This is a genomic window from Nonomuraea ceibae, assembly GCF_019396325.1.
In the GTDB taxonomy this organism is placed as follows: Bacteria; Actinomycetota; Actinomycetes; order Streptosporangiales; family Streptosporangiaceae; genus Nonomuraea; species Nonomuraea ceibae.
On the sequence record NZ_JAHKRO010000036.1, the window covers coordinates 47,364 to 69,605 of the forward strand.

The 22,242-nt window shown below is 75.0% G+C and carries 23 protein-coding genes and 1 pseudogene; 13 read left to right on the forward strand and 11 right to left on the reverse strand.

Annotated features, from left to right (window positions below; genetic code table 11):
* Positions 1-10 precede the first annotated feature (10 nt).
* Positions 11-619: a TetR/AcrR family transcriptional regulator gene (locus tag KME80_RS22690; RefSeq protein ID WP_219508102.1), complete on the forward strand. Its 609-nt coding sequence runs from the start codon at positions 11-13 to the stop codon at positions 617-619.
* A gap of 4 nt (positions 620-623) precedes the next feature.
* On the opposite strand, the gene KME80_RS50575 is transcribed toward KME80_RS22690, so the two are convergent.
* Positions 624-1,772, reverse strand: coding sequence for an NmrA family NAD(P)-binding protein (locus KME80_RS50575; RefSeq protein ID WP_246645467.1), 1,149 nt, complete (start codon positions 1,770-1,772; stop codon positions 624-626).
* Positions 1,773-1,843: 71 nt separating this feature from the next.
* Between KME80_RS50575 and KME80_RS22705 the strand changes: the two genes are divergently transcribed.
* Positions 1,844-2,818: an AraC family transcriptional regulator gene (locus tag KME80_RS22705; protein WP_219508104.1), complete on the forward strand. Its 975-nt coding sequence runs from the start codon at positions 1,844-1,846 to the stop codon at positions 2,816-2,818.
* Here the strand turns inward: KME80_RS22705 and KME80_RS22710 are convergent.
* Complete coding sequence (locus tag KME80_RS22710; RefSeq protein WP_219508105.1) at positions 2,761-3,945, reverse strand: cysteine desulfurase-like protein; 1,185 nt, start codon at positions 3,943-3,945, stop codon at positions 2,761-2,763. The two genes, KME80_RS22705 and KME80_RS22710, sit on opposite strands and share 58 nt — an antisense overlap.
* Before the next feature lie 9 nt (positions 3,946-3,954).
* On the opposite strand from KME80_RS22710, the gene KME80_RS22715 reads away from it, so the two are divergent.
* From KME80_RS22715 to KME80_RS22730, 4 genes are read left to right on the forward strand one after another with little or no spacing between them, the layout of a single operon-like run.
* Complete coding sequence (locus KME80_RS22715; protein WP_219508106.1) at positions 3,955-5,010, forward strand: winged helix DNA-binding domain-containing protein; 1,056 nt, start codon at positions 3,955-3,957, stop codon at positions 5,008-5,010.
* Position 5,011: 1 nt separating this feature from the next.
* Positions 5,012-6,442 (forward strand): WS/DGAT/MGAT family O-acyltransferase, encoded by a 1,431-nt coding sequence (locus KME80_RS22720; protein ID WP_219508107.1) that lies wholly within the window; start codon positions 5,012-5,014, stop codon positions 6,440-6,442.
* Between the two features lie 17 nt (positions 6,443-6,459).
* Positions 6,460-7,563 (forward strand): winged helix DNA-binding domain-containing protein, encoded by a 1,104-nt coding sequence (locus tag KME80_RS22725; RefSeq protein ID WP_219508109.1) that lies wholly within the window; start codon positions 6,460-6,462, stop codon positions 7,561-7,563.
* Positions 7,564-7,615: 52 nt separating this feature from the next.
* Complete coding sequence (locus KME80_RS22730) at positions 7,616-8,605, forward strand: zinc-binding dehydrogenase (RefSeq protein ID WP_219508111.1); 990 nt, start codon at positions 7,616-7,618, stop codon at positions 8,603-8,605.
* Between the two features lie 4 nt (positions 8,606-8,609).
* Here KME80_RS22730 and KME80_RS22735 read toward each other — a convergent pair.
* A pseudogene (locus tag KME80_RS22735) lies at positions 8,610-9,602 on the reverse strand (RNA polymerase sigma factor); the annotation flags it as partial.
* Between the two features lie 112 nt (positions 9,603-9,714).
* Positions 9,715-10,479 carry a protein phosphatase 2C domain-containing protein gene (locus tag KME80_RS22740; protein ID WP_219508114.1) on the reverse strand — a complete coding sequence of 255 codons (765 nt, stop codon included), beginning with the start codon at positions 10,477-10,479 and terminating at the stop codon, positions 9,715-9,717.
* A gap of 145 nt (positions 10,480-10,624) precedes the next feature.
* Between KME80_RS22740 and KME80_RS22745 the strand changes: the two genes are divergently transcribed.
* Positions 10,625-11,386 carry a class I SAM-dependent DNA methyltransferase gene (locus tag KME80_RS22745; RefSeq protein WP_219508115.1) on the forward strand — a complete coding sequence of 254 codons (762 nt, stop codon included), beginning with the start codon at positions 10,625-10,627 and terminating at the stop codon, positions 11,384-11,386.
* Positions 11,387-11,411: 25 nt separating this feature from the next.
* A complete protein-coding gene (gene add, locus KME80_RS22750) occupies positions 11,412-12,368 on the forward strand; it encodes an adenosine deaminase (protein ID WP_219508117.1) in 957 nt (318 codons plus the stop codon).
* Between the two features lie 474 nt (positions 12,369-12,842).
* Here the strand turns inward: add and KME80_RS22755 are convergent, their stop codons facing one another.
* Positions 12,843-13,967 (reverse strand): winged helix DNA-binding domain-containing protein, encoded by a 1,125-nt coding sequence (locus tag KME80_RS22755; RefSeq protein WP_219508119.1) that lies wholly within the window; start codon positions 13,965-13,967, stop codon positions 12,843-12,845.
* A gap of 109 nt (positions 13,968-14,076) precedes the next feature.
* Here KME80_RS22755 and KME80_RS22760 point away from each other — a divergent pair, with 109 nt between their 5' ends.
* The gene (locus KME80_RS22760) at positions 14,077-14,661 is read left to right on the forward strand and encodes an ArsR/SmtB family transcription factor (RefSeq protein WP_219508120.1); all 585 of its coding nucleotides are present in this window, start codon (positions 14,077-14,079) and stop codon (positions 14,659-14,661) included.
* Position 14,662: 1 nt separating this feature from the next.
* Positions 14,663-15,376 carry an SRPBCC family protein gene (locus tag KME80_RS22765; RefSeq protein ID WP_219508122.1) on the forward strand — a complete coding sequence of 238 codons (714 nt, stop codon included), beginning with the start codon at positions 14,663-14,665 and terminating at the stop codon, positions 15,374-15,376.
* On the opposite strand, the gene KME80_RS22770 is transcribed toward KME80_RS22765, so the two are convergent.
* From KME80_RS22770 to KME80_RS22785, 4 genes are read right to left on the reverse strand one after another with little or no spacing between them, the layout of a single operon-like run.
* Positions 15,367-15,909 (reverse strand): TetR/AcrR family transcriptional regulator, encoded by a 543-nt coding sequence (locus KME80_RS22770; RefSeq protein ID WP_219508123.1) that lies wholly within the window; start codon positions 15,907-15,909, stop codon positions 15,367-15,369. The genes KME80_RS22765 and KME80_RS22770 overlap by 10 nt on opposite strands.
* Positions 15,906-16,229 (reverse strand): DMT family transporter, encoded by a 324-nt coding sequence (locus tag KME80_RS22775; protein WP_219508125.1) that lies wholly within the window; start codon positions 16,227-16,229, stop codon positions 15,906-15,908. Before KME80_RS22775 ends, KME80_RS22770 begins: the two co-directional genes overlap by 4 nt.
* 15 nt (positions 16,230-16,244) lie before the next feature.
* Positions 16,245-16,925 (reverse strand): class I SAM-dependent methyltransferase, encoded by a 681-nt coding sequence (locus KME80_RS22780; protein ID WP_219508127.1) that lies wholly within the window; start codon positions 16,923-16,925, stop codon positions 16,245-16,247.
* 52 nt (positions 16,926-16,977) lie between these two features.
* The gene (locus tag KME80_RS22785) at positions 16,978-18,045 is read right to left on the reverse strand and encodes an ROK family transcriptional regulator (protein WP_219508129.1); all 1,068 of its coding nucleotides are present in this window, start codon (positions 18,043-18,045) and stop codon (positions 16,978-16,980) included.
* Positions 18,046-18,091: 46 nt separating this feature from the next.
* Here KME80_RS22785 and KME80_RS22790 point away from each other — a divergent pair, with 46 nt between their 5' ends.
* A complete protein-coding gene (locus KME80_RS22790) occupies positions 18,092-19,297 on the forward strand; it encodes an MFS transporter (RefSeq protein ID WP_219508130.1) in 1,206 nt (401 codons plus the stop codon).
* Here KME80_RS22790 and KME80_RS22795 read toward each other — a convergent pair.
* Both KME80_RS22795 and KME80_RS22800 read right to left on the reverse strand, forming a co-directional pair.
* A complete protein-coding gene (locus KME80_RS22795) occupies positions 19,276-19,590 on the reverse strand; it encodes a hypothetical protein (protein WP_219508133.1) in 315 nt (104 codons plus the stop codon). The genes KME80_RS22790 and KME80_RS22795 overlap by 22 nt on opposite strands.
* 119 nt (positions 19,591-19,709) lie before the next feature.
* Entirely contained in the window at positions 19,710-20,930 is a 1,221-nt protein-coding gene (locus tag KME80_RS22800) for an amidohydrolase family protein (protein ID WP_219508134.1), read from the reverse strand.
* A gap of 137 nt (positions 20,931-21,067) precedes the next feature.
* Between KME80_RS22800 and KME80_RS22805 the strand changes: the two genes are divergently transcribed.
* The gene (locus KME80_RS22805) at positions 21,068-21,565 is read left to right on the forward strand and encodes a SigE family RNA polymerase sigma factor (protein WP_219508137.1); all 498 of its coding nucleotides are present in this window, start codon (positions 21,068-21,070) and stop codon (positions 21,563-21,565) included.
* Positions 21,562-22,242 carry a hypothetical protein gene (locus KME80_RS22810; protein WP_219508139.1) on the forward strand — a complete coding sequence of 227 codons (681 nt, stop codon included), beginning with the start codon at positions 21,562-21,564 and terminating at the stop codon, positions 22,240-22,242. Before KME80_RS22805 ends, KME80_RS22810 begins: the two co-directional genes overlap by 4 nt.

The following is a 22,242-nucleotide window of genomic DNA, read 5'->3' on the forward strand; positions in this document are numbered from 1 at the left end:
GGGTGGGCCCATGACGGGACTGCGGGAGCTGCAGCGGCAGCGGGTGCGTGAGGCCATCTCCTCGGCGGCCATCCGGCTCTTCCTGGCGCGCGGCTTCGACGAGGTGCCGGTCACCGAGATCGCGGCGGCGGCGCAGGTGTCCAAGCCGACGCTGTTCAAGTACTTCCCGACCAAGGAGGACCTGGTCCTGCACCGCATCGCCGACCACCGGGGCGAGCCGGCCCGCGTGGTGCGCGGGCGGGGGCCGGGCGAGTCGCCGGTCGCGGCCCTGCGCCGCCACTTCCTCGACGGCCTGGCCCGCCACGACCCCGTCACCGGACTGAACGACCATCCGGAGGTGATGGGCTTCCACCGGATGGTGTTCGGCACGCCGAGCCTGGGCGCGCGCGTGTCCACGTACGTCGAGCACGACGAGCGGACGCTGGCCGAGGCGCTGACGGGGCCGTACGACGAGCTGACCGCGAGCCTGCTGGCCGCGCAGGCGCTCGCCGTCCAGCGGGTGCTGGCCCGCCGCAACTGGCGGGCGCTGGCCGACGGCGTGCCGCTGGCCGAGCTGGAGCCGGAGGCCGTACGCGCCGCCGGGGTGGCGTTCGGCCTGCTGGAGCCCGGCCCCGCCTGAGAGGTCAGCCGATCCAGGTCTCGTGCAGGTGCGCCCAGCGCAGGGCACCGCCCTCGCGGCGCAGCACCGCCGTCGCCCGGCGGCCCCGCCCGCGCTGCCACTCCTCGTAGGCGGCCACCACCAGCGGCCCGGACCCCGCCACCACGCGGGCGTCGCGGATCTCCACGCGCAGCCCCGGGTCCGCCCCGCGCGCCGCCGCCACCTCCGCCAGCACCCGCTCCCGCGACAGCGCCTGGCCGTCGGGCGTGACCAGCGTGAAGTCCGGCGCGTGCGCCTCCGCGAACGCCTCGAACCCGCCCGTCCCGGCCAGCCAGCGTTCGATCACCCGGTGATGCCGGACGATCTCCGCGCCGACCATCCAGTCACGCGGCGGCGTCAGCGCCAGCCCGTGCCAGGGATCGGCCGCGAACAGCCCGGCCGGGCGGGCCGCGCCGATCCAGCGGTAGGTGGCCGCCACCTCACGGGCGACCTCGGCGCCGAGCGCCCCGGCCAGCCCGGCGGCGAACGCGTCCACGTCCAGCTCCTCGTAGCGGGCCCCGGCGGCGGCGGCCAGCTCGGCCCCCGTCACCGCCTCCGGGCCGCCCGCGTCGACCACGCCCGCCAGGCCGTCCCGCGTCAGCGCCGCCACCGTGATCGCGCCCAGGTCCGCATGGCTCAGCCACGCCACCGGCAGGTCGCCCGGCAGCGGGTAACGCAGCACCCCGTCCTCCAGCACGCCCGGCATGAGCAGGTTGTCCAGGTAGAGCGCCGGTCGCAGCACCACGACCGGCAGCCCGGACGCCAGCATCGCCCGCGCCGCCTCCCGCCGCGTGTCGAACGCGGCCACCCCCGTCTCGGCGTCCGGCAGCCGGTTGCCCGTGGCGAACACCAGCCGCCGCACCCCGGCCGCCCGTGCCCCCTCGATCACGTTGCGGGTGTACGCGCGCACCAGGTCCGGCTCGTACACCAGCGGCAGCGTCACCGACGCGTGCGTGACGCCGTCGAAGGCCGCCTTCACCCGCGCCGCGTCCCCCAGCTCGCCCGCGAACGCCTCCACCCCCTCCGGGACCCGCTCCGTGCGGGCGAAGCCGCGCACGGCGTGCCCCTCCGCGACCAGCCTGCGCGCCACCGCGCCCCCCTGCGCGCCCGTGGCGCCGAACACCAGGAATCTCATGGGTCCAGCCTCGCGCCGATCCCCTATACGCTCGATAAAGCGACCTCCACCGCTGTTTAAGGATCGTCCGGATGGATCTGCTGAGCGAGCTTCTGGCACCCCTGCGCCTGCGGGCCGTCTTCCACAGCCGCTGGACCGTGCGCGCCCCCTGGGGCGTGGCCGGCCCGGCGGAGCGGTGCGCGCTGATCCACTACGTCCAGGACGGCGGCTGCGCCGTGGAGCTGCCCGGGCTGCCCGCGCCGGTCCGGCTCGCCGCCGGGGACCTGGCCGTGTTCCCGCACGGCGCCGCCCACCGCCTCGCCGACGCGCCCGGCCGCCCGGCCGTCCCGCTGGAGAGCCTGCTGCCCGCCCGCGACCCCGGCGCGACCGGCGCCGTCCGCATCGACGGGGACGGCCCGGCCACCACCATGCTCTGCGCCGGCCTGCACTACGACGAGCCCGCCCCGCCGCTCTACCGGGCGCTGCCGCCCGTGCTCGTGCTCGGCCGGGCCGCCGTCGCCCGGCAGCCGCTGCTCGCGGGCACGCTGGCCGGGCTGGCGCGGGAGTGGGACGGCGACGAGCCGGGGCTCCCCCTGGTGGCCGTGCGCGCCTTCGAGCTCGCCTTCGTCCTGGCCCTGCGCGCCGCCCTGGCCGAGCCCGAACCCGGCCCGGAAGGCACATCGGGGGGTGCGCCCGTTCTGCGGGCGCTGCGCCACCCGGCCGTCGGGGCCGCGCTGCTGGCCGTGCAGACCCGCTACGCCGAGCCGTGGACCGTCGAGACACTGGCCGCCGAGGCCGGGCTGTCCCGCTCGGCCTTCGCCGCGACCTTCCGCGAGCTCGTCGGCGAGACGCCCATGCGCCACCTGACCGCCCGCCGCATGCACGAGGCCGCCAGGCTGCTCACCGCCACCCGGCTCCCGCACGCCGCCGTCGCCCACCGCGTCGGCTACGGCTCCACGGTGGGCTTCCACCTGGCGTTCAAGCAGTGGTACGGCACGACGCCCGGCGGCTACCGCAGCTCGGCCACCCCTTCCAGCAGCCGGTCCACGTCCGGGCGGTCGTTGTAGTGGACCAGCCCGACCCGCACCGCGCCGCTCTCGCGGATGCCGAGCACGCCGGTCAGCTCCCAGGCGTAGTTGTGCCCGTTCCACACGTTCACGCCGCGCGCCGCCAGATGCTCGGCCACCTGGCGCGGGGTGCGCCCGGCGACGGTGAAGTAGGCGGTGGCCGTCCGCCGGGCCGGCTTGCCGTACAGGGTGACGTGCGGCATCGTCTCCAGGCCCGCCAGCAGCACCGCGAACAGCTCCATCTCGTGCGCCTCCGCCGCGGCCAGCGAGGCGGTCAGCCGCTCGCGCCGCGTCCCCGTGCCCGGCACCAGGCCGGCCAGGTGGTCCACGGCGGCGCTCACCCCGGCCAGGTCCGCGAACGGCGCCGTGCCGCGCTCGAACCGGTCCGGCACCGTGTCCGGCGCGGGGGCCAGCTTGTCCGGCCGGATCGTCTCCAGCAGCGCCGGATCGGCGACCACCGCGCCGACGTGCGGCCCCGACCACTTGTAGGCGCTGGTCGCGTAGAAGTCGGCGCCGAGCGCCCGCATGTCGACCGGCCCGTGCGCGGTGGCGTGCACGCCGTCGACGTACGTGAGCGCGCCCGCCTCGTGCGCCAGCGCGCTGATCGCGGCCACGTCGGGCCGGGTGCCGAGCACGTTGCCCGCCGCCGTCACCGCCACCAGCCGGGTGCGCGGCCCGATGAGCCGGGCGTACTGCTCCACCGGCAGCTCGCCGGTCACCGGATCGACCTCCGCCCACCGGACGGTCGCGCCGGTCGTCGTCCACGGCCGCACGTTCGCGTCGTGGTCCAGCCGCGACAGCACGACCTCGTCGCCGGGGCCCCACCCGCGTGACAGCGCGCCGGCCAGCCGATAGGTGAGCGTCGTCATGTTGGGCCCCAGGATCACCCCGTCCGGGTGCCCGCCGACCAGGTCGGCCACGGCCTGGCGGCAGGCCGCCACGATCGCCTCGGAGCGGCGGGCGGCGGGGAACGCCCCGCCCGCGTTGCCGAGGCCGCCTCGGTAGGCCCCGGCGATGGCGTCGATCACCGGCTGAGGGACCTGCGTGCCGGCGGCGCCGTCCAGATACGCGTGGCCGTCGGCGAGAGCGGGGTAGGCGGCTCGTACAGCTTCGATGGGGAAAGGCATGATGTGTTCATGCTCAGCCTGCGCGACCTCAACCGGGCCACCCTGGCCCGCCAGCACCTCCTGCGACGCCACGAGGGCAGCGCGGCCGACGTCGTGCACCGCCTGGCCGGTCTCCAGGCGCAGGAGCCGCGCCCGCCGTACCTGGGCGTGTGGACCCGGCTCGCCGGGTTCGGCCGCGACGAGCTGCACCGCGACCTGCACGCCGGCACGCTCGTCCGCGCGACGCTGCACCGCGCCACGCTGCACCTGGTGACCGCCGGCGACTACGCCGCGTTCCGGCCGCTGCTGCACCCGGTGCTGGCCGCCGCCGCCCGCCGCTTCGAGGGCGTCGACGCCGACGCCGTGGTGGCCGCCGCCGCGCGGCTGCTCGCCGAGGGGCCGCACACGTTCAACGAGCTGCGGCCGAAGCTGCTCAAGGAGTTCCCCGAGGCGGACCAGCGGCACCTCGGCTACGCGGTGCGCATGCTGATGCCGCTGGTCATGGTGCCGACGCAGGACCGGTGGAGCTTCCCGCGCGACCCCGCCTTCGCCCCGGCCGGCGTCACCCTCGACCCGGCGCCCTCGGCGGAGGCGTTCGCCGAGCGCTACCTGGCCGCCTTCGGCCCCGCCACCGCCGCCGACCTCCAGGCGTGGTCCGGGCTGGGCGGCCTGGCCTCCGTCCTGGACGGCATGCGCGACCGGCTGGAGGTGCTGACCGGCGAGGACGGCAGGGTCCTGTACGACCTGCCGGACGCGCCCCGGCCGGGCGGCGACGTCCCCGCCCCGGTGCGGTTCCTGCCCGACTTCGACACGCTCGTCCTCGGCCACGCCGACCGCAGGCGCATCGTCGCCGACGAGCACCGGGGCCTGGTCACGACCAAGAACCTGCGGGTACGCGCCACGTACCTGATCGACGGGTTCGCCGCCGGGACGTGGCAGATCAAGCGCTCGGGCAAGAAGGCCAGGCTGATCGTCACCCCGTTCGCGCCGCACCGGCCGGACATCCTGGAGGAGGAGGCGACGGCGCTGCTGGCCTTCGCCGAACCCGACGCCACGCAGCGCACGCTCGAAGTCGCGGAGGACTGACATGGCCCAGCTGACCGCCCTCGACGCGGGATTCCTCCACTTCGAGACCGAGACCAACGTCGCCAACATCGCCGGCCTGGCCGTGCTCGACGGCCCTCTCGACCGCGCGAGCCTGCAGTCCCTGCTGGAGGCCCGGCTGCCGCACGTGCCCGCGCTGCGCCGCAAGCTCGCCCGCGTCCCGTTCGACCTGGACCACCCGTACTGGGTGCGCGAGGACGACCTCGACCTCGACTACCACGTGCGCGAGATCGGCCTGCCGCCGCCCGGCGACGACCGGCAGCTCGCCGAGCAGGTGTCGCGGCTGCACCCGCGCCGCCTGGACCGCAGCCGGCCGCTGTGGGAGATCTACCTCATCCACGGCCTGGCCGGCGGCCGCACCGGCCTCTACACGAAGATCCACCACGCGGCCGTCGACGGGATCGGCGGCGCCGACGTGCTGGCCGCGCTGCTCGACCTCGGCCCCGAGCCCGCGCCGCCGCCCTCGGGCGAGCCGGAGCCCGACGCGCCGCTGCCGCCCCGCGCCGAGATGCTGGCGCGGGGCCTGGCCAGGATGGCCCGCAACCCGGCGCAGGCGGTGCGGTTCGCCGCCCGGGCGGTGCCGCACCTGGACGAGATCCCCGTCCTGTCGTGGCTGCCCGGCAGCAGCGTCGCCGCCCGGCTGGCCCGCAAGGCGGCCGGCACCGGGCAGGCGCCGGAGCTGCCCGTGCTGCCCGCGCCGCGCACCCCGTTCAGCGGCCCGGTCTCCCGGCACCGCCGCTTCTCGTTCGTCTCGCTGCCGCTGGAGGAGGTCAAGGCGGTGCGCAAGGCGTTCGGCGTCACGGTCAACGACGTGGTGATGGCCGTGTGCGCGGGCGCGCTGCGCCGCTGGCTGGCCGCGCACGGCGGCGTCCCGCGCCAGCCGCTGATCGCCGGCATCCCGCTCTCGCTGCGCGCCGCCGGCGACGAGGCCCCCGGCAACCAGGTCGCGATCATGACCGCGCCGCTCGGCGTGCACCTGGAGGACCCCGCCGCCCGGCTGGCCCAGGTGCGGCAGGCGATGCGGCGGATCAAGGACCGGTTCTCGCTGTCGCCGGCCCGCTGGCTGCGCGAGTTCAGCGAGTCGATGCCCGCCGCCCTCATGGGGCTGGCCGCCCGCTCGGCGTTCGAGCTCGTCGGCCAGACCGCGCCGCCCATCAACGTCGGCGTCTCCAACGTGCCGGGGCCGCAGTTCCCGCTGTACGTGTGCGGGGCGCGGCTGCTCAGTCTCTACCCGGTCTCGGTGATCACCGACGTGAGCGGCGGCATCAACATCACCGCGTTCTCCTACGACGGCTCGCTCGACATCGGCGTCATCACAGACCGCGACATGGTGCCCGACGCCTGGGAGCTGGCCGCCGACCTCCGCGCCGCCCTCGACGAGCTCCTCAACGCGGAACCTCCCTTGCCGCGATAGTCCCTACCGTGGGCGTCATGACGCCGAACAGCCGCGTACTCGACCGTCGCACGCTCAACCGCACGACGCTCGACCGCCAGCTCCTGCTCGCCCGCTCGACCATGACGCCCGCGCAGGCCGTCGAACGGCTGGTCGCCCTCCAGGGGCAGGACGTCAACCCGCCCTACTACGGCCTCTGGTCGCGGCTGTCGTCCTTCACCCAGGACGACCTCACCTCCCTGCTCCACAGCAGGCAGGTCGTGCGCGGGTCGCTGCTGCGCGCCACCCAGCACCTGACGCTGGCCGGCGACTACGTGTGGCTGCGCCCGCTCCTGCAGCCGCGCCTGTCACGCGGCCTGCGGGGCGCCTTCGGCGGCGCGCTGCGCGACGTCGACCTCGACGAGCTCGCCCGCCTGGCCCGTGCCCACCTGACCCGGGCCCACCTGAAGGGGCGCACCCTCACCCGCACCCAGGTGCGCGACCTGCTCGCCGAACGCTGGCCCGGCGTCGACCGGCTCGCGCTCAACTGGACCGTCCAGGCCGTCCTCCCCGTGATCCACACCCCGCCCAGCGGCGAGTGGAACCGGGGCGGCGCCGTCCCGTTCACGCTCGCCGAGGAGTGGCTCGGCCGCCCCCTCGACACCGCGCCCCCGGTGGAACGCCTGGTCACCCGCTACCTGGCCGCCTTCGGCCCGGCGGGCGTCATGGACGTGCAGGCGTGGTCCGGGCTGACCCGGCTGCGCCCGGTGATCGAGGCGATGGACCTGCGCGCCTACCGCGACGAGGACGGGCGCGTCCTGTACGACCTGCCGGACGCGCCGCTGGCCGACCCTGAGACACCCGCGCCCGTACGGTTCCTGCCGTACTTCGACAACCTGATCGTCGCCTACGCCGACCGGTCCCGGCTCATGACCGCCGAGCGGCGCAAGGCCGTCTGCGTGGGCGCGGTCATCCACCCGACGTTCCTGGTCGACGGCGTCGTCGCGGGCATGTGGGACCTCAAGGACGACACTCTGACCTTGCGCCCTTTCCGGCCGCTGCCCGGCCCGGTCATGGAGGAGCTGACCGCCGAGGGGGAGCGGCTGCTGGCCTTCGCCGGTGAGAAGGACGCGGCGATCGCGCTTGACCTCATCCAAAGTTGAGGTTGGAGGCTGGGTCCACCGAAACGGACACCGACTCCGAGGAGTGATCCCTGTGCGTGCGATCCAGGCGCGTGAATTCGGCGGACCCGACGTGCTCGCCGCCACCGAGCTGCCCGACCCCGTCGCCGGCCCCGGCCAGGTCGTCATCGGGCTGGCCGCCGCCGACGTCATCTACCTCGACACCCTGCTGCGCCGAGGCTGGGGCGTCGAGATGTTCCCCAGGACGCCCCCGTACGTGCCCGGCACCGGCGGCGCGGGCACCGTCCTGTCCACCGGCGAAGGCGTGGACCCGGGCTGGACCGGCCGGCGCGTCGTCGCCAGCCTCGGCAGCGGCTACGCCGAGCAGGTCGTCGCCGGCGTCGAGGAGCTTACCGAGCTGCCCGGGAACGTGAGCTTCGAGCAGGCGGCCGCCGTCCTGCACGACGGCGTCACCGCGCTCATGCTCACCCGGCTGGGACCCCCGGAGAAGGACGAGTGGGTGCTGGTGACCGCCGCCGCCGGAGGCGCCGGATCGACGCTCGTGCAGCTCGCCCGCGACGCCGGAGCCCGCGTCGTCGCCGCCGCCCGGGGCGAGCGCAAGCTCGGCCTCGCCCGCGAGCTGGGCGCCGAGCACGCCGTCGACTACAGCGAGGAAGGCTGGCAGGAGCGCGTCCGCGACCTGACCGGCGGCGGCGCCCGGCTCGTCTTCGACGGCGCGGGCGGCGGGCTCGGCCGCGCGGCTTTCGAGGCCGTCGCCGACGGCGGCCGGTTCGTCAGCTACGGCACCGCCGACGGCGGGTTCACCGAGGTCGACGCCGAGGAGGCCGCGCGCCGCCGCGTGGACGCGGTCAACGCCCTCGCGTCGGGGCCGCCCGACCCGGCGGACTCCAGGGCGTGGCTCGCCGAGGCGCTCGACCTGGTCGCCCGGGGCCGCCTGCGCCCGGTCATCGGCGCCACCTTCCCGCTGGAGCGGGCCCGCGACGCCCACGTCTCGCTGGAGGAGCGCCGCACGATCGGCAAGTCGCTCCTGCTCGTCGGCCCGGACCGGCCGGCGGCCCGGTAGCGGCTCAGCCCAGGTAGTCGCGCAGCGCCATCGCCCGTGACGGGTGACGCAGCTTGGACATCGTCTTGGCCTCGATCTGGCGGATGCGCTCGCGCGTCACCCCGTAGATGCGCCCGATCTCGTCCAGCGTCATCGGCTTGCCGTCGACCAGCCCGTAACGCATCGAGATCACCCCCGCCTCCCGCTCCGACAGTTCGTCGAGCAGGGCGCGCAACTGCTGCTGGAGCAGCGTGAAGGAGACGGCGTCGGCGGGGGAGACCGCCTCGGTGTCCTCGATGAGGTCGCCGAACTCGCTGTCGCCCTCCTCGCCCAGCGGCGTGTGCAGCGAGATCGGCTCGCGGCCGTAGCCCTGCACCTCGACGACCCGCGCCGGGTCGAGCTCGGTCTCGGCCGCGATCTCCTCGGGGGTGGGCTCGCGGCCCAGGTCGATCTGCAGGCGCCGCTGGGCCCGCGCCACCTTGTTGATCAGCTCGACCATGTGCACCGGGATGCGGATCGTCCGCGCCTGGTCGGCCATCGCCCGGGTGATCGCCTGCTTGATCCACCAGGTGGCGTAGGTGGAGAACTTGTAGCCCAGGCGGTAGTCGAACTTCTCGATCGTGCGGATCAGCCCCAGGTTGCCTTCCTGGATCAGGTCGAGGAACAGCATGCCGCGGCCCGTATAGCGCTTGGCGATCGACACCACGAGCCGCAGGTTGGCCTCCAGCATGCGGCGCTTGGCCCGCTCGCCGTCGTCGGCGATCCACTCCAGGTCGGCCCGCAGCTCGCGGTCGAGGCCGGGCTCGGTGTCGAGGCGCTCCCTGGCGAACAGCCCGGCCTCGATCCGCTTGGCCAGCTCGATCTCCTGATCGGCGGTCAGGAGGGGCACCCGCCCGATCTCCTTCAGGTATGTCTTGACGGAATCGGCGCTGACGGACACGCCGTCAGCGGGGGTTTCGTCCAGTTCGAGAGCCTCTGCTGTTTGGGTCAAGACAATCTCCTCGCTCGGGTCGGACGGGATCGGGCGTCACAGGGGCGGGCCATCGACCTCCAAAGCGCGTCTTCCCCTTCAAGCTACCCAACGCCTACGACAGGTTGTGACCGCCGTCTCAGAGTCGGCCCAGGCCGGCTCACAGGACAGCACTCACGGACATCCAGGCCGCCGTCGCGTCGTCGTGGCGCTTGCCGCTGACCGGGCCGCGCTCGCGCTCCAGGCGGCGCACCTCGGCGATCAGCGCCTCCGGCTCCCGCGCCCCCTCGACCAGGTCCGCCCAGGCGCGCCCGTACCAGTCGGCCAGCCGCGTGACGCCGTCGGTGAACAGGGCGACCCCGCTCAGCCCGGCGGCCTCGACCGTGCCGGTCAGCGCCCGCGCGGCGGCCGACGGGCAGGTGCTCGCCACCCAGAAGCCGCCCGGCCGGTTGCGCAGCGACGACACGAGCTCCACCGAGTACGGCCGCCCGCCCGGCAGGCGGTCGAGCCGGTCGTCGCGCACCATCGTCACGCCGCCGTCGCGCCCCCGCAACCCGATCGCCGAGTCGCACAGCACCAGGTAGTCGAGCCGGTCGCCGCGCAGCCGGGCCAGCGCGGCCGTGGCCGACGGCGAATCGGGGTTCGACAGGTCGCAGGTGCCCGCGTGCCGCGCCATCACGTCCGCGATCGCCCCGGCCAGCACGTCCGCCAGCGGCTCGCCGCCGTCCATCCGCGCCGCCACCCCGGTGGCCAGCGCCCGCACCAGCCACCGGACGTCGTGCACGCAGCCGGACGGGACGCCGGGCGGCGCGCTCGCCCCGTCGAACAGCGCCACCCACGACGGCCCGGCGACGACGTAGTCCTCGTTGCGGTGCTCGCCGCCCCGCGCCGGGGCGGCGGCGGTCGCGTAACGGACGTGTGGCATCGAACTCCCAGCGGGCGCTCCGCCGCCCAGAAAGCCTGGGCAAACGGGCATCCAAGATTTTCACGTGAGCCGAGGGCACGGCCGGGTAGCTGACTTACATTCCCATCATGAAGGCCCAGTCCACTGACTTTTGGCGGTGCCCCTCGTGACACGCCCCCGTTCGAGCCTGGCGCACCAGGCGTCCTACGCGCTCAGGCACCCGCACAAGGTGATCCCGCACCTGCGGCGGCTGGCCCGCGACACCTGGCTGCGCCTGCACAGCCGCGACCACATCTCCTACTACCGGGCGGTCATGCGGTCCGACACGGCGCGCAGCCCCGAGGGCGCGGTCGGCTCCCACACGCACAAGCGCTGGCTGGCCCTGGGCCAGATGCAGTTCGACTACCTGCTGGAGCACGGGCTCAAGCCCGAGTGCCGGATGCTGGAGATCGGCTGCGGCAACCTGCGGGCCGGCCGGCTGTTCATCGACTACCTGCACACCGGCAACTACTACGGCATCGACATCTCGCCCGACATCCTCATGGCCGCGCAGGACACCGTCGCCGACCACGGCCTGCGCGACAAGCTGCCGCACCTCACCCCGGTCCGCGACCTGCGCTTCGCGTTCCTGCCGGACGAGCACTTCGACGTCGTGCACGCGCACAGCGTCTTCTCGCACTCGCCGCTGGAGGTGATCGACGAGTGCTTCGCCCACGTCGGGCGGATCATGCGGCCCGACGGCTGGTTCGACTTCACCTTCGACCGCACCGAGGGCAAGGAGCACCAGGTGCTGCGCGAGGACTTCTACTACCGCACCGAGACGCTGGTGCGGCTGGCCGGGCAGCACGGGCTCGACGCGGTGTTCATGGACGACTGGGAGCGCACCCCGCACAAGCAGTCGAAGATCCGGGTCACCCGCAGGAGCTGACCGCCGGTGTCCTAGGGTGGCGCGCGTGAGAGACGTACGCCTGCTGCCCAAGGCCCACCTGCACGTCCACCTGGAGAGCACCGTACGCCCGGAGACCGTGCGCGACCTCGGCGGCGAGGCCCTGCCCGGGCAGGGGGCCGAGCGGGGCTTCTCGAGCTTCCGCGAGTTCGCCGACCGCCGGGCGCTGGTGCGCGGGCTGCTGCGCACCGCGGACGACTTCCGCCGGATCGCCCTGGAGTTCTGCGCCGACGAGGCCGCCCAGGGCACCGGCTACGCCGAGGTCACGTTCACCGCCGCCTCCCACGGCGAGCGGCTCGGCGCGCCGGAGATGCCGCTGGAGGCGGTGCTCGACGGCCTGGCCGAGGGCGGCTCCCGCTACGGCGTCGAGTGCCGCGTGCTGCTCGACCACTCGCGCCGCAGGCCCGTCGAACGGCTGTGGGCCACCTTCGAGCTGGCCCGCCGCTACGACGCGGTGATCGGCATCGGGCTGGCCGGTGACGAGAGCCATCCGCTGGCCCCGTTCGCCGAGGTGTTCGACGCGGCCAGGGACGCCGGGCTGCGGCTGGTGCACCACGCGGGCGAGTTCGCCGGGCCCGCCAGCGTCCGCGAGGCCCTCACGCTGGGCCACGCCGAGCGGCTGGGCCACGGCATCCGCGTGCTGGAGGATCCGTCGCTGGTGGCGGAGCTGCGCGAGCGGGGCGTCCCGCTGGAGGTGTGCCCCACGTCCAACGTCCTGCTCGGCATCGTCCCCTCGCTCGCCGCCCACCCGCTGCCGCGGCTGCGCGAGGCGGGGCTCGCCGTCACGCTCAACACCGACGGCGAGAGCGAGCTCGCCGCCGAGTACGCGCGGGTCCGGGAGGTCTTCGGGTACGGGGACGAGGTGCTGGCGGAGCTGGCCCTGGCCGGGATCGACGCCTCCTTCGCCCGCCCCGAGCTCAAGGAACGCCTGCGCTCGGGGGTCAAGGAGTGGCTGGCGGCCTGAGCCTCCCCGCCCGGTTCGTAAACGATCGCGCGGCAGCCTGACGCCCCTGCGCGGCCGCCGTGGCCGGCACCGTCCTTCCGCTCGGACGCGTACCGTCACCCGCCGCCGAGCTGCCGGTCGCCCGCACGCGCGGACGGCGCGGGCGTACGGCCGCATCACGCGGGACGGTCTCGCGACAGAAGGCGGCATCGCGGCGGGCCGTCGCGCCGCCCCGGCGGAGCGCGGTGGATCCCAGACGCAGCGCCAGGCCCGGGAGCGCGCCACGCGGCACGCCCGCGCGGGCGCCCGGTGCCGGTGGGCCGGCACGGGCGCGCGGCGGCCTCCGTGCGGCCTCGCCGGCGCGCGGCGGGTGCAGGCGGGACGGGCCCGGGTATGCGGCTGGCCTGCCATCGCGGAACTCCTCGCACAGGGCTGTCCCAGAGGGCGTACCGCCGGATGCCCGGCCTCAAGCCCAAAAACGGGCCAAGAATGCGCCTAGGCGTGCGGACCGACGGTCACCGTGCCGACGGTGAGCCGCGCCCGGGCCTCCAGGATGGCACCCACCCGGTCCACCTGCTCGCGCAACTCGCCGAGCCGGCCCGCGTCCAGCTCGCGCAGCGGCTCCACCGTGACGTCGATCCGCGACCCGGAGCGGCGCTGGTGCCACACCCCGGCCACCTGCCCGTCCACGAGCAGCACCGGGTAGTTGCCCGCCTGCCCGCCCGAGAGCGCCCGCCCCGCCGCGGCCCCCGCGTACAGCAGTTCCCTGGGCCGCCCCGCCACCACGTACGCGTCGAAGTACGGCAGCAGCCGCACCCCGGACGGCGGACCGGCCGGGACCTCGGTGTCGCCGGGCAGCACCCACGCCGGGGACCCCTCGAACGACACCTCCTCCAGCCCCGCCGAGGCGAACAGCGCGACGGCCCACGCCTTCGGCGCGCCCAGCCAGCGGGCGAACTGCTCCGGGGTCGCGGGCCCGTACGCGTGGAGGAAGGCGCGCAGCGGCCCGTCGTCGCCGGCGGCGGGCCGGAAGCCCTCCGGCGGGGCGGTGTAGGTGACCTTGCGGCCCCGCGCCGGGCCGAACACGAACGCGCCCCGGTGCGCCGCCACCCCCAGCGCCTGCCGCCAGCGCGGCCACATGCCCTGGAACGCCGGCATCACCAGGTCGCCCGCCCACGGCCCGGTGGCGGCGATCACGGCGTCGCTCAGCTCGTCGATCGTCAGGTGCGTGCCGTCCACCGACTTCGCGATCGCCGCCACCACCTCCTCGACCTGCTCGGCCGTCATCCCCCTCTCGCCCGGGAACAGGGCGTTCCCGGCGGGCGGCGAGGACAGCATCCCGGTCCACGCGGGCAGGTCGCGGGCGGGCAGCAGGTGCACGGTGCCGCGCGGCCCGTGCGTCTTGACCAGGCTGCGCTCCTCCCACAGCGCCGCCCGCACGTCCGCGCGCGTGGCGTCCCGCAGCCGGAGCGCGATCGACAGCTCGGCCGCCGACATCACCTGCGCGTGCGCCCCGCACATGGCCGCGACCATCTCGGCGGGCGTCGCCGCGGCCGGCTCGGCCAGCCCAGCCCTGGCCAGCCGCCGGGCGCTGACCTGACGCCACGTCATCTCCACCATTACGCACTCCTTCGTTCCGTATGCCGCCACCGTAGTGACCAATGCGGAAGGATCGCTTCCGCGATGCGGGCGTTTGACAACTTATTTTTTCGGTGCCATCGTGGGCCCCATGCACGAAGTCGCAGTGATCGAGGACGCCGAGGCGGCCGAGGCGTCGCTCGACCCCATGCGCTCCAGGCTGCTCGCCGAGCTGGTCGAGCCCGGTTCGGCGACGACCCTGGCCGCCAAGGTCGGCCTGGCCCGGCAGAAGGTCAACTACCATCTGCGCACGCTGGAGAAGCACGGCCTGGTCGAGCTCGTCGAGGAGCGCAAGAAGGGCAACGTGACCGAGCGGGTGATGCAGGCCAAGGCCGCGTCGTTCGTGATCTCGCCGCTGGCGCTGGCCGCCGTGCAGCCCGACCCGGCCCGGTCGCCCGACCGGCTGTCGGCGCGCTGGCTGCTGGCGCTGGCCGCCCAGCTCGTCCGCGACGTGGGCGCGCTCATCACCGGCGCGACCGAGGCGCGCAAACGGGTGGCCACGTTCGCCATCGACGGCGAGGTGCGGTTCGCGTCGGCGGCCGACCGGGCGGCGTTCGCCGAGGAGCTGACCCAGGCCGTCACCACCCTGGTCGCGAAATATCATGACGAATCGGCCGAGGGCGGCCGCGATCACCGCCTGGTCCTGGCCGTGCACCCCTCGGTCAAGGAGGGCTGACATGGGCCACGAGTTCCAGATCCCCCAGGAGGCCCTGGTCGAGGCCACGCCCGAGCAGGTGTGGGAGGCCATCGCCACCGGGCCGGGCATCGACGCCTGGTTCATGGGCCGCAACGAGGTGGACGGCGGCGTGGTCCGCACCGCCTTCGGCGGCGCCGCCCTGCCCGGCTCCGTCGTCACCACGGCCGACCCGCCGCACCGCTTCACGCACGGCTCCGAGCCCGCCCCCGACGGGCGCTTCGTCGCCTACGACTTCCTGATCGAGGGCCGCGACCGGGGCAGCACCTCCGTCCGCCTGGTCACCAGCGGCTTCCTGCCGGGCGACGACTGGGAGGGCGAGTACGAGGCGATGTCCACCGGCCTCGCGCTGTTCTTCGCCACGCTGGTCGAATACCTCGGCCATTTCGCCGGCCGGGCCGCCACGCCGGTCACGGAGTTCGGGCCGCCCGTCACTGACTGGCCGCGCGCCTGGCGGACCCTGTACGAGGAGCTCGGCGACCCCCGGCCGGGCGACAAGGTCTTCCTGGAACCCGCCGGTCAGACGGGCGTCGTCTACTTCGCCAACGCCCAGACCCTCGGCGTGCGCACCGGCGCCGGCCTCTACCGGTTCATCCAGGGCCGGGGCGGCTCGATGGTGGCCTCCCACCACCTGTTCGGCGGCCCCGCCGACCCGGGCCCGGCCTGGCGTTCGTGGCTGGAGCGGCTCTACGGCTGAGTCATGAGCGCGGCCAGGGCCCCGGCCAGGGCGTCCTGGTCGAGCGGGTCGTCGTTGACGAGCGCGTGCAGGACGGCGCCGTCGACGAACACAGCGGCCCGGCGCGCCGCCTCGGGGCCGACGTGCGCGGCCAGGACCTCGGTCAGGCCGTCGTTCCACGCCCGGGCCAGCGGCCGCAGCTCGGGCCGGTGCCCGGCGGCGGCGTACATCTCGTTCCACGTCACCATCCGGTCGCGCTCGCGCAGGTAGGCGGCGGTGAGCGCGGCCAGCGTGGCCGGCACGTCGGCGGCGGAGGCGAGCTCGCCCGCCCAGCGGCGCAGCCACTCGGCGGTCAGCTCGGCGGCCGCCTCCAGCGCGGCCGCGACCAGGTCGCCGAGCGTCTTGAAGTAGTACGTCGTGGCGCCCAGCGGGACGTCCGCCCGCGCGGCCACCAGCCGGTGCGTCAGCCCGCCCACCCCGACCTCGGGGATCAGGTCGCAGGCGGCTTCGACGATGCGGCGGCGGCGCTCGGCCGGGTTGCGCGCGGCGCTCAATGGGCACCGCCGAGCTGGAGGGTGACCACCCCGGCCACCACGAGCGCGACGCCGATGACCTTGGCCCAGTTCAGCGGCTCGCTCAGGAACAGGACGCCGATGACCACGATCAGCGTGGTGCCCAGCCCCGACCACACGGCGTAGGAGAAGCCCACGCCCAGCCCCCGCGTCAGCGCCTGGGTGAGCATGTAGAACGCGGCGGCGTACGTGGCCAGGCAGCCGAGCGTCGGCCACAGCCTGGTGAACCCCTCGGTCGACTTGAGCAGGCTGGTGGCCAGCACCTCGGCGGCGATGGCGAGGGCGAGGAACAGATAAGCCATGACGGCCCCTCCGGACTAGTACGTCTGTACATGTACAAGCGTACTAGAAAGTTTGCGGGCCCGGACCGCCAGCACCGCCGGGACCGGGCCGCCCGACTCGGCGAACCGCTCCGGCGTCAGCCCCGCCGCAACGAAGGCGTTCAGCAGCTCCGCCACCGGCCAGTGGCTCGCGCCCACCTTCGCCCGCACGCCCTCGCCCGTCCACGACTCCTTCGTCCAGTGCCGGTCCAGGTAGCCGGGGCGGATCACCACGGCCTCCGGGTCGCCCCGGTCGGCGAACCCGCCGCAGAAGCACGGGTGCAGCCCCACGTGCACGAGCACGCCGCCCGGCCGCAGCACCCGGGCCGCCTCGCGCAGCACGGCCGGATAGTCCGGCATGTCGGTGTGCGCCAGCACCGCGACCGCCGCCGGCAGGCAGGCGTCGCGGACCGGCAGCCGCGCCGCGTCGCCCCGTACGGCCGGCAGCCGGTCGCGGGCATGCCGCAGCATCCCGGCCGACAGGTCGACGCCCGCCGGGGTCCAGCCCAGCCCGCGCAGCGCCGCCGCGTGCACGCCGGTGCCGCACCCGATCTCCAGGCACGCGCCCCGGCCCTCGCCCAGCAGGTCGCGCAGCACCCGCTGGGCGCCCAGGGGGTCACCGGCGGTCAGGAACACCCCTTCGTACCAGTCCGCGATCTCGTCATAGGCAGCGTCCATCCTCCGAGCCGACCACGCGGGCGGTGGCGCGGCCAGAGGTTCCGCCGACGGCTTACGGCGCGCCGAACAGGTCGTCGCGGGCCGTCGACAGCCCGGTCGCCACGGCGCCGCGCAGCACCGGGTTGTCCTCGATCGCCGTGACCCGCACCTCGACGGGCACCGGCGCGAGCCCCGCCAGCCGGTCGGTCACCAGGGCGGCCAGCTCGCCGCCGCCCGCCCGGCCGACCTCCCCGGCGAGCACGACCAGGCCGGGGTCCAGCAGCGCCACCGCCGGGAACACCGCCGCCGCCACCCGCGCCGCCACCTCGCCGGCCGCCAGCCCGCGCAGGGCCGCGCCGTTCAGCACGTCGCACAGCGGCCCGCCGCCGGCGTCGAGGAAGCCGATCTCGCCCGCGCCCCCGGACACCCCCCGGCGCAGCCTGCCGTCCAGCACCACGGCCGCGCCCACTCCGTCGTCCAGCCACAGCAGCACGAAGTCGGCGCGCCCCGCCGCCGCGCCCTCCCGGTGCTCGGCCAGCGCCGCCAGGTTCACCTCGTTCTCCAGCACCACCGGCCCGTCCAGCCGGGACCGCAGCTCCCGCAGCACGCTGCCGCGCCAGCCCGGCACGTCGTTGAGCCGGGACAGGTCGCCGGTGCGCGGGTCGACCAGGCCGGGCGCGCCGACCACCACCGCGTGCAGGGGCCGCCCCCCGGCCGCCTCGGCCACCGCGCCGGCGACCAGCTCGGCGATGTCACCCGTGTCACCCGTGTCGCCCGTCCTGTTGGCGCCGTCGCCGCCCGCCCCCACCTCGCGCCCGGCGGTGCCGGTGATGGCGCCGGTCAGGTCGGCCACGGTCACGGTGACGGCGTCGCGGCGCACGTCCACGCCGGCCACGTGCGCCCGCCCGGCCACGATCCGGTACAGGCGGGCGTTCGGCCCCCGCCGGTGGCCCCCGGCCTCGCCGCCCGCCTCGATCAGCCCGCTGGCCTGCAGCCGCTCGATCAGGTCGGAGACCGTCGGCCGCGACAGCCCGGTCAGCGCCCTGATCTGCGGCGCGGTCAGCGGCCCGCGCTCCAGCAGCAGGTCCAGGGCCAGCCGGTCGTTGATGGCCCGGGCCGTACTCGGTGTGGCGGTGCGCACGTTGCCCCTCTATTCATTAGGAACCCTGCCTGATAATTTACCTCGCATGAGACACCCCCATCATCGTGCGATCGCCGGGGTCTTCGCGGTCCACGGCGCCGTCGGCGGCAGCCTGGCCACCAGGATGCCGTGGATCCAGGACCACCTCGGCCTCGATCCCGCGGTGCTCGGCCTGGCGCTGCTGTGCCCGGCGCTCGGCGCGCTCGTGGCGATGCCCACGGCCGGGCGGCTCGCCCACCGCTTCGGCGGGCGGGCCGCCACCCGGGCGCTGCTCGCACTGTGGGGGACGGCGCTCGCGCTGCCCGCGCTCGCTCCCGGCCTGCCGTGGCTGTGCGCCGCCCTGCTCGTGTACGGGGCCGCCGCCGGGGCCTGCGACGTGGTGATGAACGCCCAGGGCGTCGTCGTCGAGCGGCGGCTGGGCCGGTCGATCATGTCAGGCCTGCACGGCATGTGGAGCGTCGGCAACTTCGCCGGGGCCGGCGCCGGGGCGGCGGTCGCGGCGGCGGCGATCGACGCGCGGGCGCACCTGGCGCTCATGGCCGGGGCGCTGCTGCTGGCGGGGCTGGCCGTGACGCGCGGACTGCCCGACGTGCGGCCCGAGCCGGGGGAGCAGGCGCCGCCCCGGTTCGCGGTGCCGTCGCGGGCGATCCTGGCGATCGGCCTGGTCGGGCTCTGCGCCACGGTCACCGAGCTGTCCGGGGCGCAGTGGGCCGCCGTCTACACCGTCGAGGTCACCGGTGCGGGCGAAGGGCTCGGCGCGGCCACGTACGCCGTCTTCGCCGCGTTCATGGTCGTCACCCGGCTGTGCGGCGACGCGATCGTGCGGCGGCTGGGGCCGGTGCTCGCGGTGCGGGGCGGGGCGGCGCTCGCCACGGCGGGCGCGCTCGTCGTCGCCACCGCCCACGTCCCTGCGGCGGCCGTGGCCGGGTTCGCGCTCGTCGGCGTCGGGGTGGCGGTCACCGTGCCGCTGGTGTTCGCCGCCGCCGGGAACGCGGGGCCGACACCGGGGCAGGGCGTCGCCGGAGTGGCGACGATCACGTACCTGTCAGGGCTGGCCGCGCCCGCCGTCACCGGCTGGGTGGCCGGAGCCACCTCGTTCCCGGTGGCGTTCGGGCTGCTCGCCTGCGTCACGCTCGTCATGGGCGCGGGCGCCGGCGTGCTGCGGCCCCGCCGGGAGCGGGCATGGGCCGGCGCCGGCCTGGAATCCCAGACCGGCGCCGGCGAGGCAGGTCAGTCGCGCCAGCCGTCGTAGCCGTCCCAGCCGCTGTCCTCCCAGCGGTCGGCGTTGTTCCAGCGGCCGAAGTCGCCGTAGTCGCCGCGGTCGTCGTCGTTGTCCCGGTTGTAGTAGTGGTGGTGGCCCTTGCAGGCCTCGAACAGCTTCGAGCCCGCCTTGACCGAGTTGTGGTCGACGTTGAGCCACGAACTGGAGCCTTCGGCGCCGTAGTAGCACACGTTCGAGCTGTCGCTGACGTCCGCCGCGGCCGGACCGGCCATGGCGGCCGCCGCCAGAAGCGCGCCCCCGGCGACGATAAGAATACCCTTCATGATCTCCCCTTGATCACGAACTGCCATTGAGTCGTCACTATACGTATCCATCCGGAGGAGTGATAACACGCCACGCCCAGGCGTCGATTGAGTATTACTCCTGGTCAGATACGCCCAAGTCAGGCCGCGGGCGTCACACGGACGCCCCGGCGCCACACGGCGGAGATCGCGCGGGTGTCCTTGATGTCGCGGGTGGGATCGCCGTCGACGAGCAGCAGATCGGCCAGCAGCCCGGCGGCCACCCGGCCCCGGTCGGTCAGGCCGAAGTGGCGGGCCGGGACGCTCGTGGCGGCGGCCAGCGCCTCCTCCGGCGTGAGCCCGGCCTGCGTGAGCAGCACCAGCTCGCGGTGCATGCCGGCGCCGTGCATCGGCGCGAACATGTTCGCGTCCGTGCCCGCCAGCAGCGGCACCCCGGCCCGGTGCAGCTCGCGGGCGGAGTGCAGGGCGTTGACCGACCCGGCCGTCGGCACCGGGACCGCCGACAGGTCGCGGCCGGGGACCGTCCTGAGCCGCTCGGGCAGCCGGGCGGCCACGCGCGGGTCGCGCACCAGCTCCAGGCCGCTCTCGTCGCCGGTGACGGCCTCGAAGTAGGACAGGGTGCTGACCACGTACACGCCCTGCGCGGCGATCCTGGCCGCCAGGTCCCCGGCCGCATCGCCGCCCGGCGCGGCGTCGCTGACGACGTGGGCCAGGCCGTCGATGCCCGCGTCGAGGGCCACCAGCGCGTCACGCACCGTGACGGCGTGCCCGATCGCCCGCAGCCCGGCCGCGTGCGCGGCCTCCACCAGCGCGGCCACGGTGCCCGGCGACAGCGTCGGCAGGCTCAGGCCGCCCGTCGAGCCGTCGTCGATCACGATCTTCAGGTAGTCGGCGCCCTGCTTCAGCCGCGCCTCGACGAACGCCTCGGCCTCGTGCGCCCCCGCCACCGTGTCGAACGGCCCGGCCGCGTCGCCCAGGTGGGCCAGGTTCGCCGCCTCGGCCGCCATGATCTGGCTCGGATGCCCGCCGGGGGCCGTCGCCAGCACGCCGGGGCTGCGGATGTCGGCCACGTCGTCCCGCTCGGCGGCGGCGCGGCGCTGCCTGGCCAGGTTCGACGGCAGGCAGAACATGTCCAGCTCCGTCGTCACGCCGAACGCCACCGCCTGGGCGAGCGCGCCGTCGAAGGCATGGGTGTGCGCGTCGATCAGGCCCGGGAGCAGCGTCTTGCCGGAGCCGTCGACGGTGACGTCCACGGGCGCGCCGTCGGGCTCGGCGATCCGCTCGCCGTCGATGAGCACGTCGGCCCGCTGCACGGTCCGCTCGCCGTCGAAAACCCGGACGCCGGTGATGAGAGTACGCAAGGTGGCCTCCAAAATGATTGGGGGCCTGATAGTAAGATGTCTAACTATTAGGGGTCAAATCGACAGCCTTGTCACCCTGGGCACCCCGCCAGGTGGTGGTTCACCGTGAGAGCGTTTCGCCCCAGGAGAGGAACGACATGGCAGACGGGTTCGCCGAGTACGTCGCGCAACGGCACGAACGCCTGTGCCGCACGGCGTACCTGCTCACCCGGGACTGGGCCGCCGCTGAGGACCTGGTGCAGACGTCACTGGTCAAAGCTTGGGCGGCCTGGCCCAGAATCGACGGCGACCCCGACCGGTACGTGTACCGGATCATCGCCAACACGCACGCCTCCTGGTGGAGGCGGCGCTGGCGGGGCGAGGTGCCCACAGAGGTGCTGCCCGACAGCCGCGCGCACGGCGACATCGCCCGGCCGGTCGCCGAGAGGGCGGCCCTGTGGGCGGCGACCGGCGCCCTGCCCCCGCGCCAGCGGGCGGCGATCGTCCTGCGTTACTTCGCCGACCTGCCCGTGGAGCAGGTGGCCGCCACCCTCGGCTGCTCCACCGGCGCCGTCAAGAAGCACCTGGCCAGAGGCCTGGCGCGGCTGCGGGTGGACCCGGCGGTGCACGACCTGGAACTGGAGGAGATCAGGTGACCCGCTACACCGAGCACGACCTGCGTACGGTGTTCGCCGACTACAGCGACGGCGGCCCCGGGCGGCCGCGCTCACCCCGCCTGGACGAGCTGGTCCGCCGGGGGCGCGCCCGGCGGCGGCGCGCCCGCACGACGACGGGCGCGCTGCTCGCGGGCGCGGCGGCCGCGCTCACCGTGTTCGTCACCGTGCCCTTCACGGGCAGCGGCGTCGACGCGGTACGGGTCGCGCCCGGCGTCGAACTGCCCGAGGAGATCACGGGCGGCAACCAGGAACGGCTGCGGCTGATCGCGTCGGCCGCCGGCGAGACCCTGGGCGACCACGTCACCGTGACGTTCCGGCCCACGAGCGTCCGCACCGCCTACTCCGTACGCTGCGCCGACCCTGACGCCTGGGTGCTGGTGCGGTCCGTCGGCGACGCCGACGGGTGGAGCGACCTGGGCCGCTGCGGGGAGCGGACCGGCCCCGGCCCGGACTCCCAGAACCACGCGGGCTCCGTCAGGCCTGACTGGCTCCGGGCGCAGCAGGCGATCGAGGTGTGGGTCTTCCCCGCCGGAGCCCCGGTCGGCGACCCCCGCTTCCACGGTCAGAAGCTCGTCGCCGACCCCGAAGCCCTGAAGAAGGTCGCGGGCACCCGGCCGGGCCGCTGGGCGGTCGCCGTCTACGACCAGCCCGGGTAG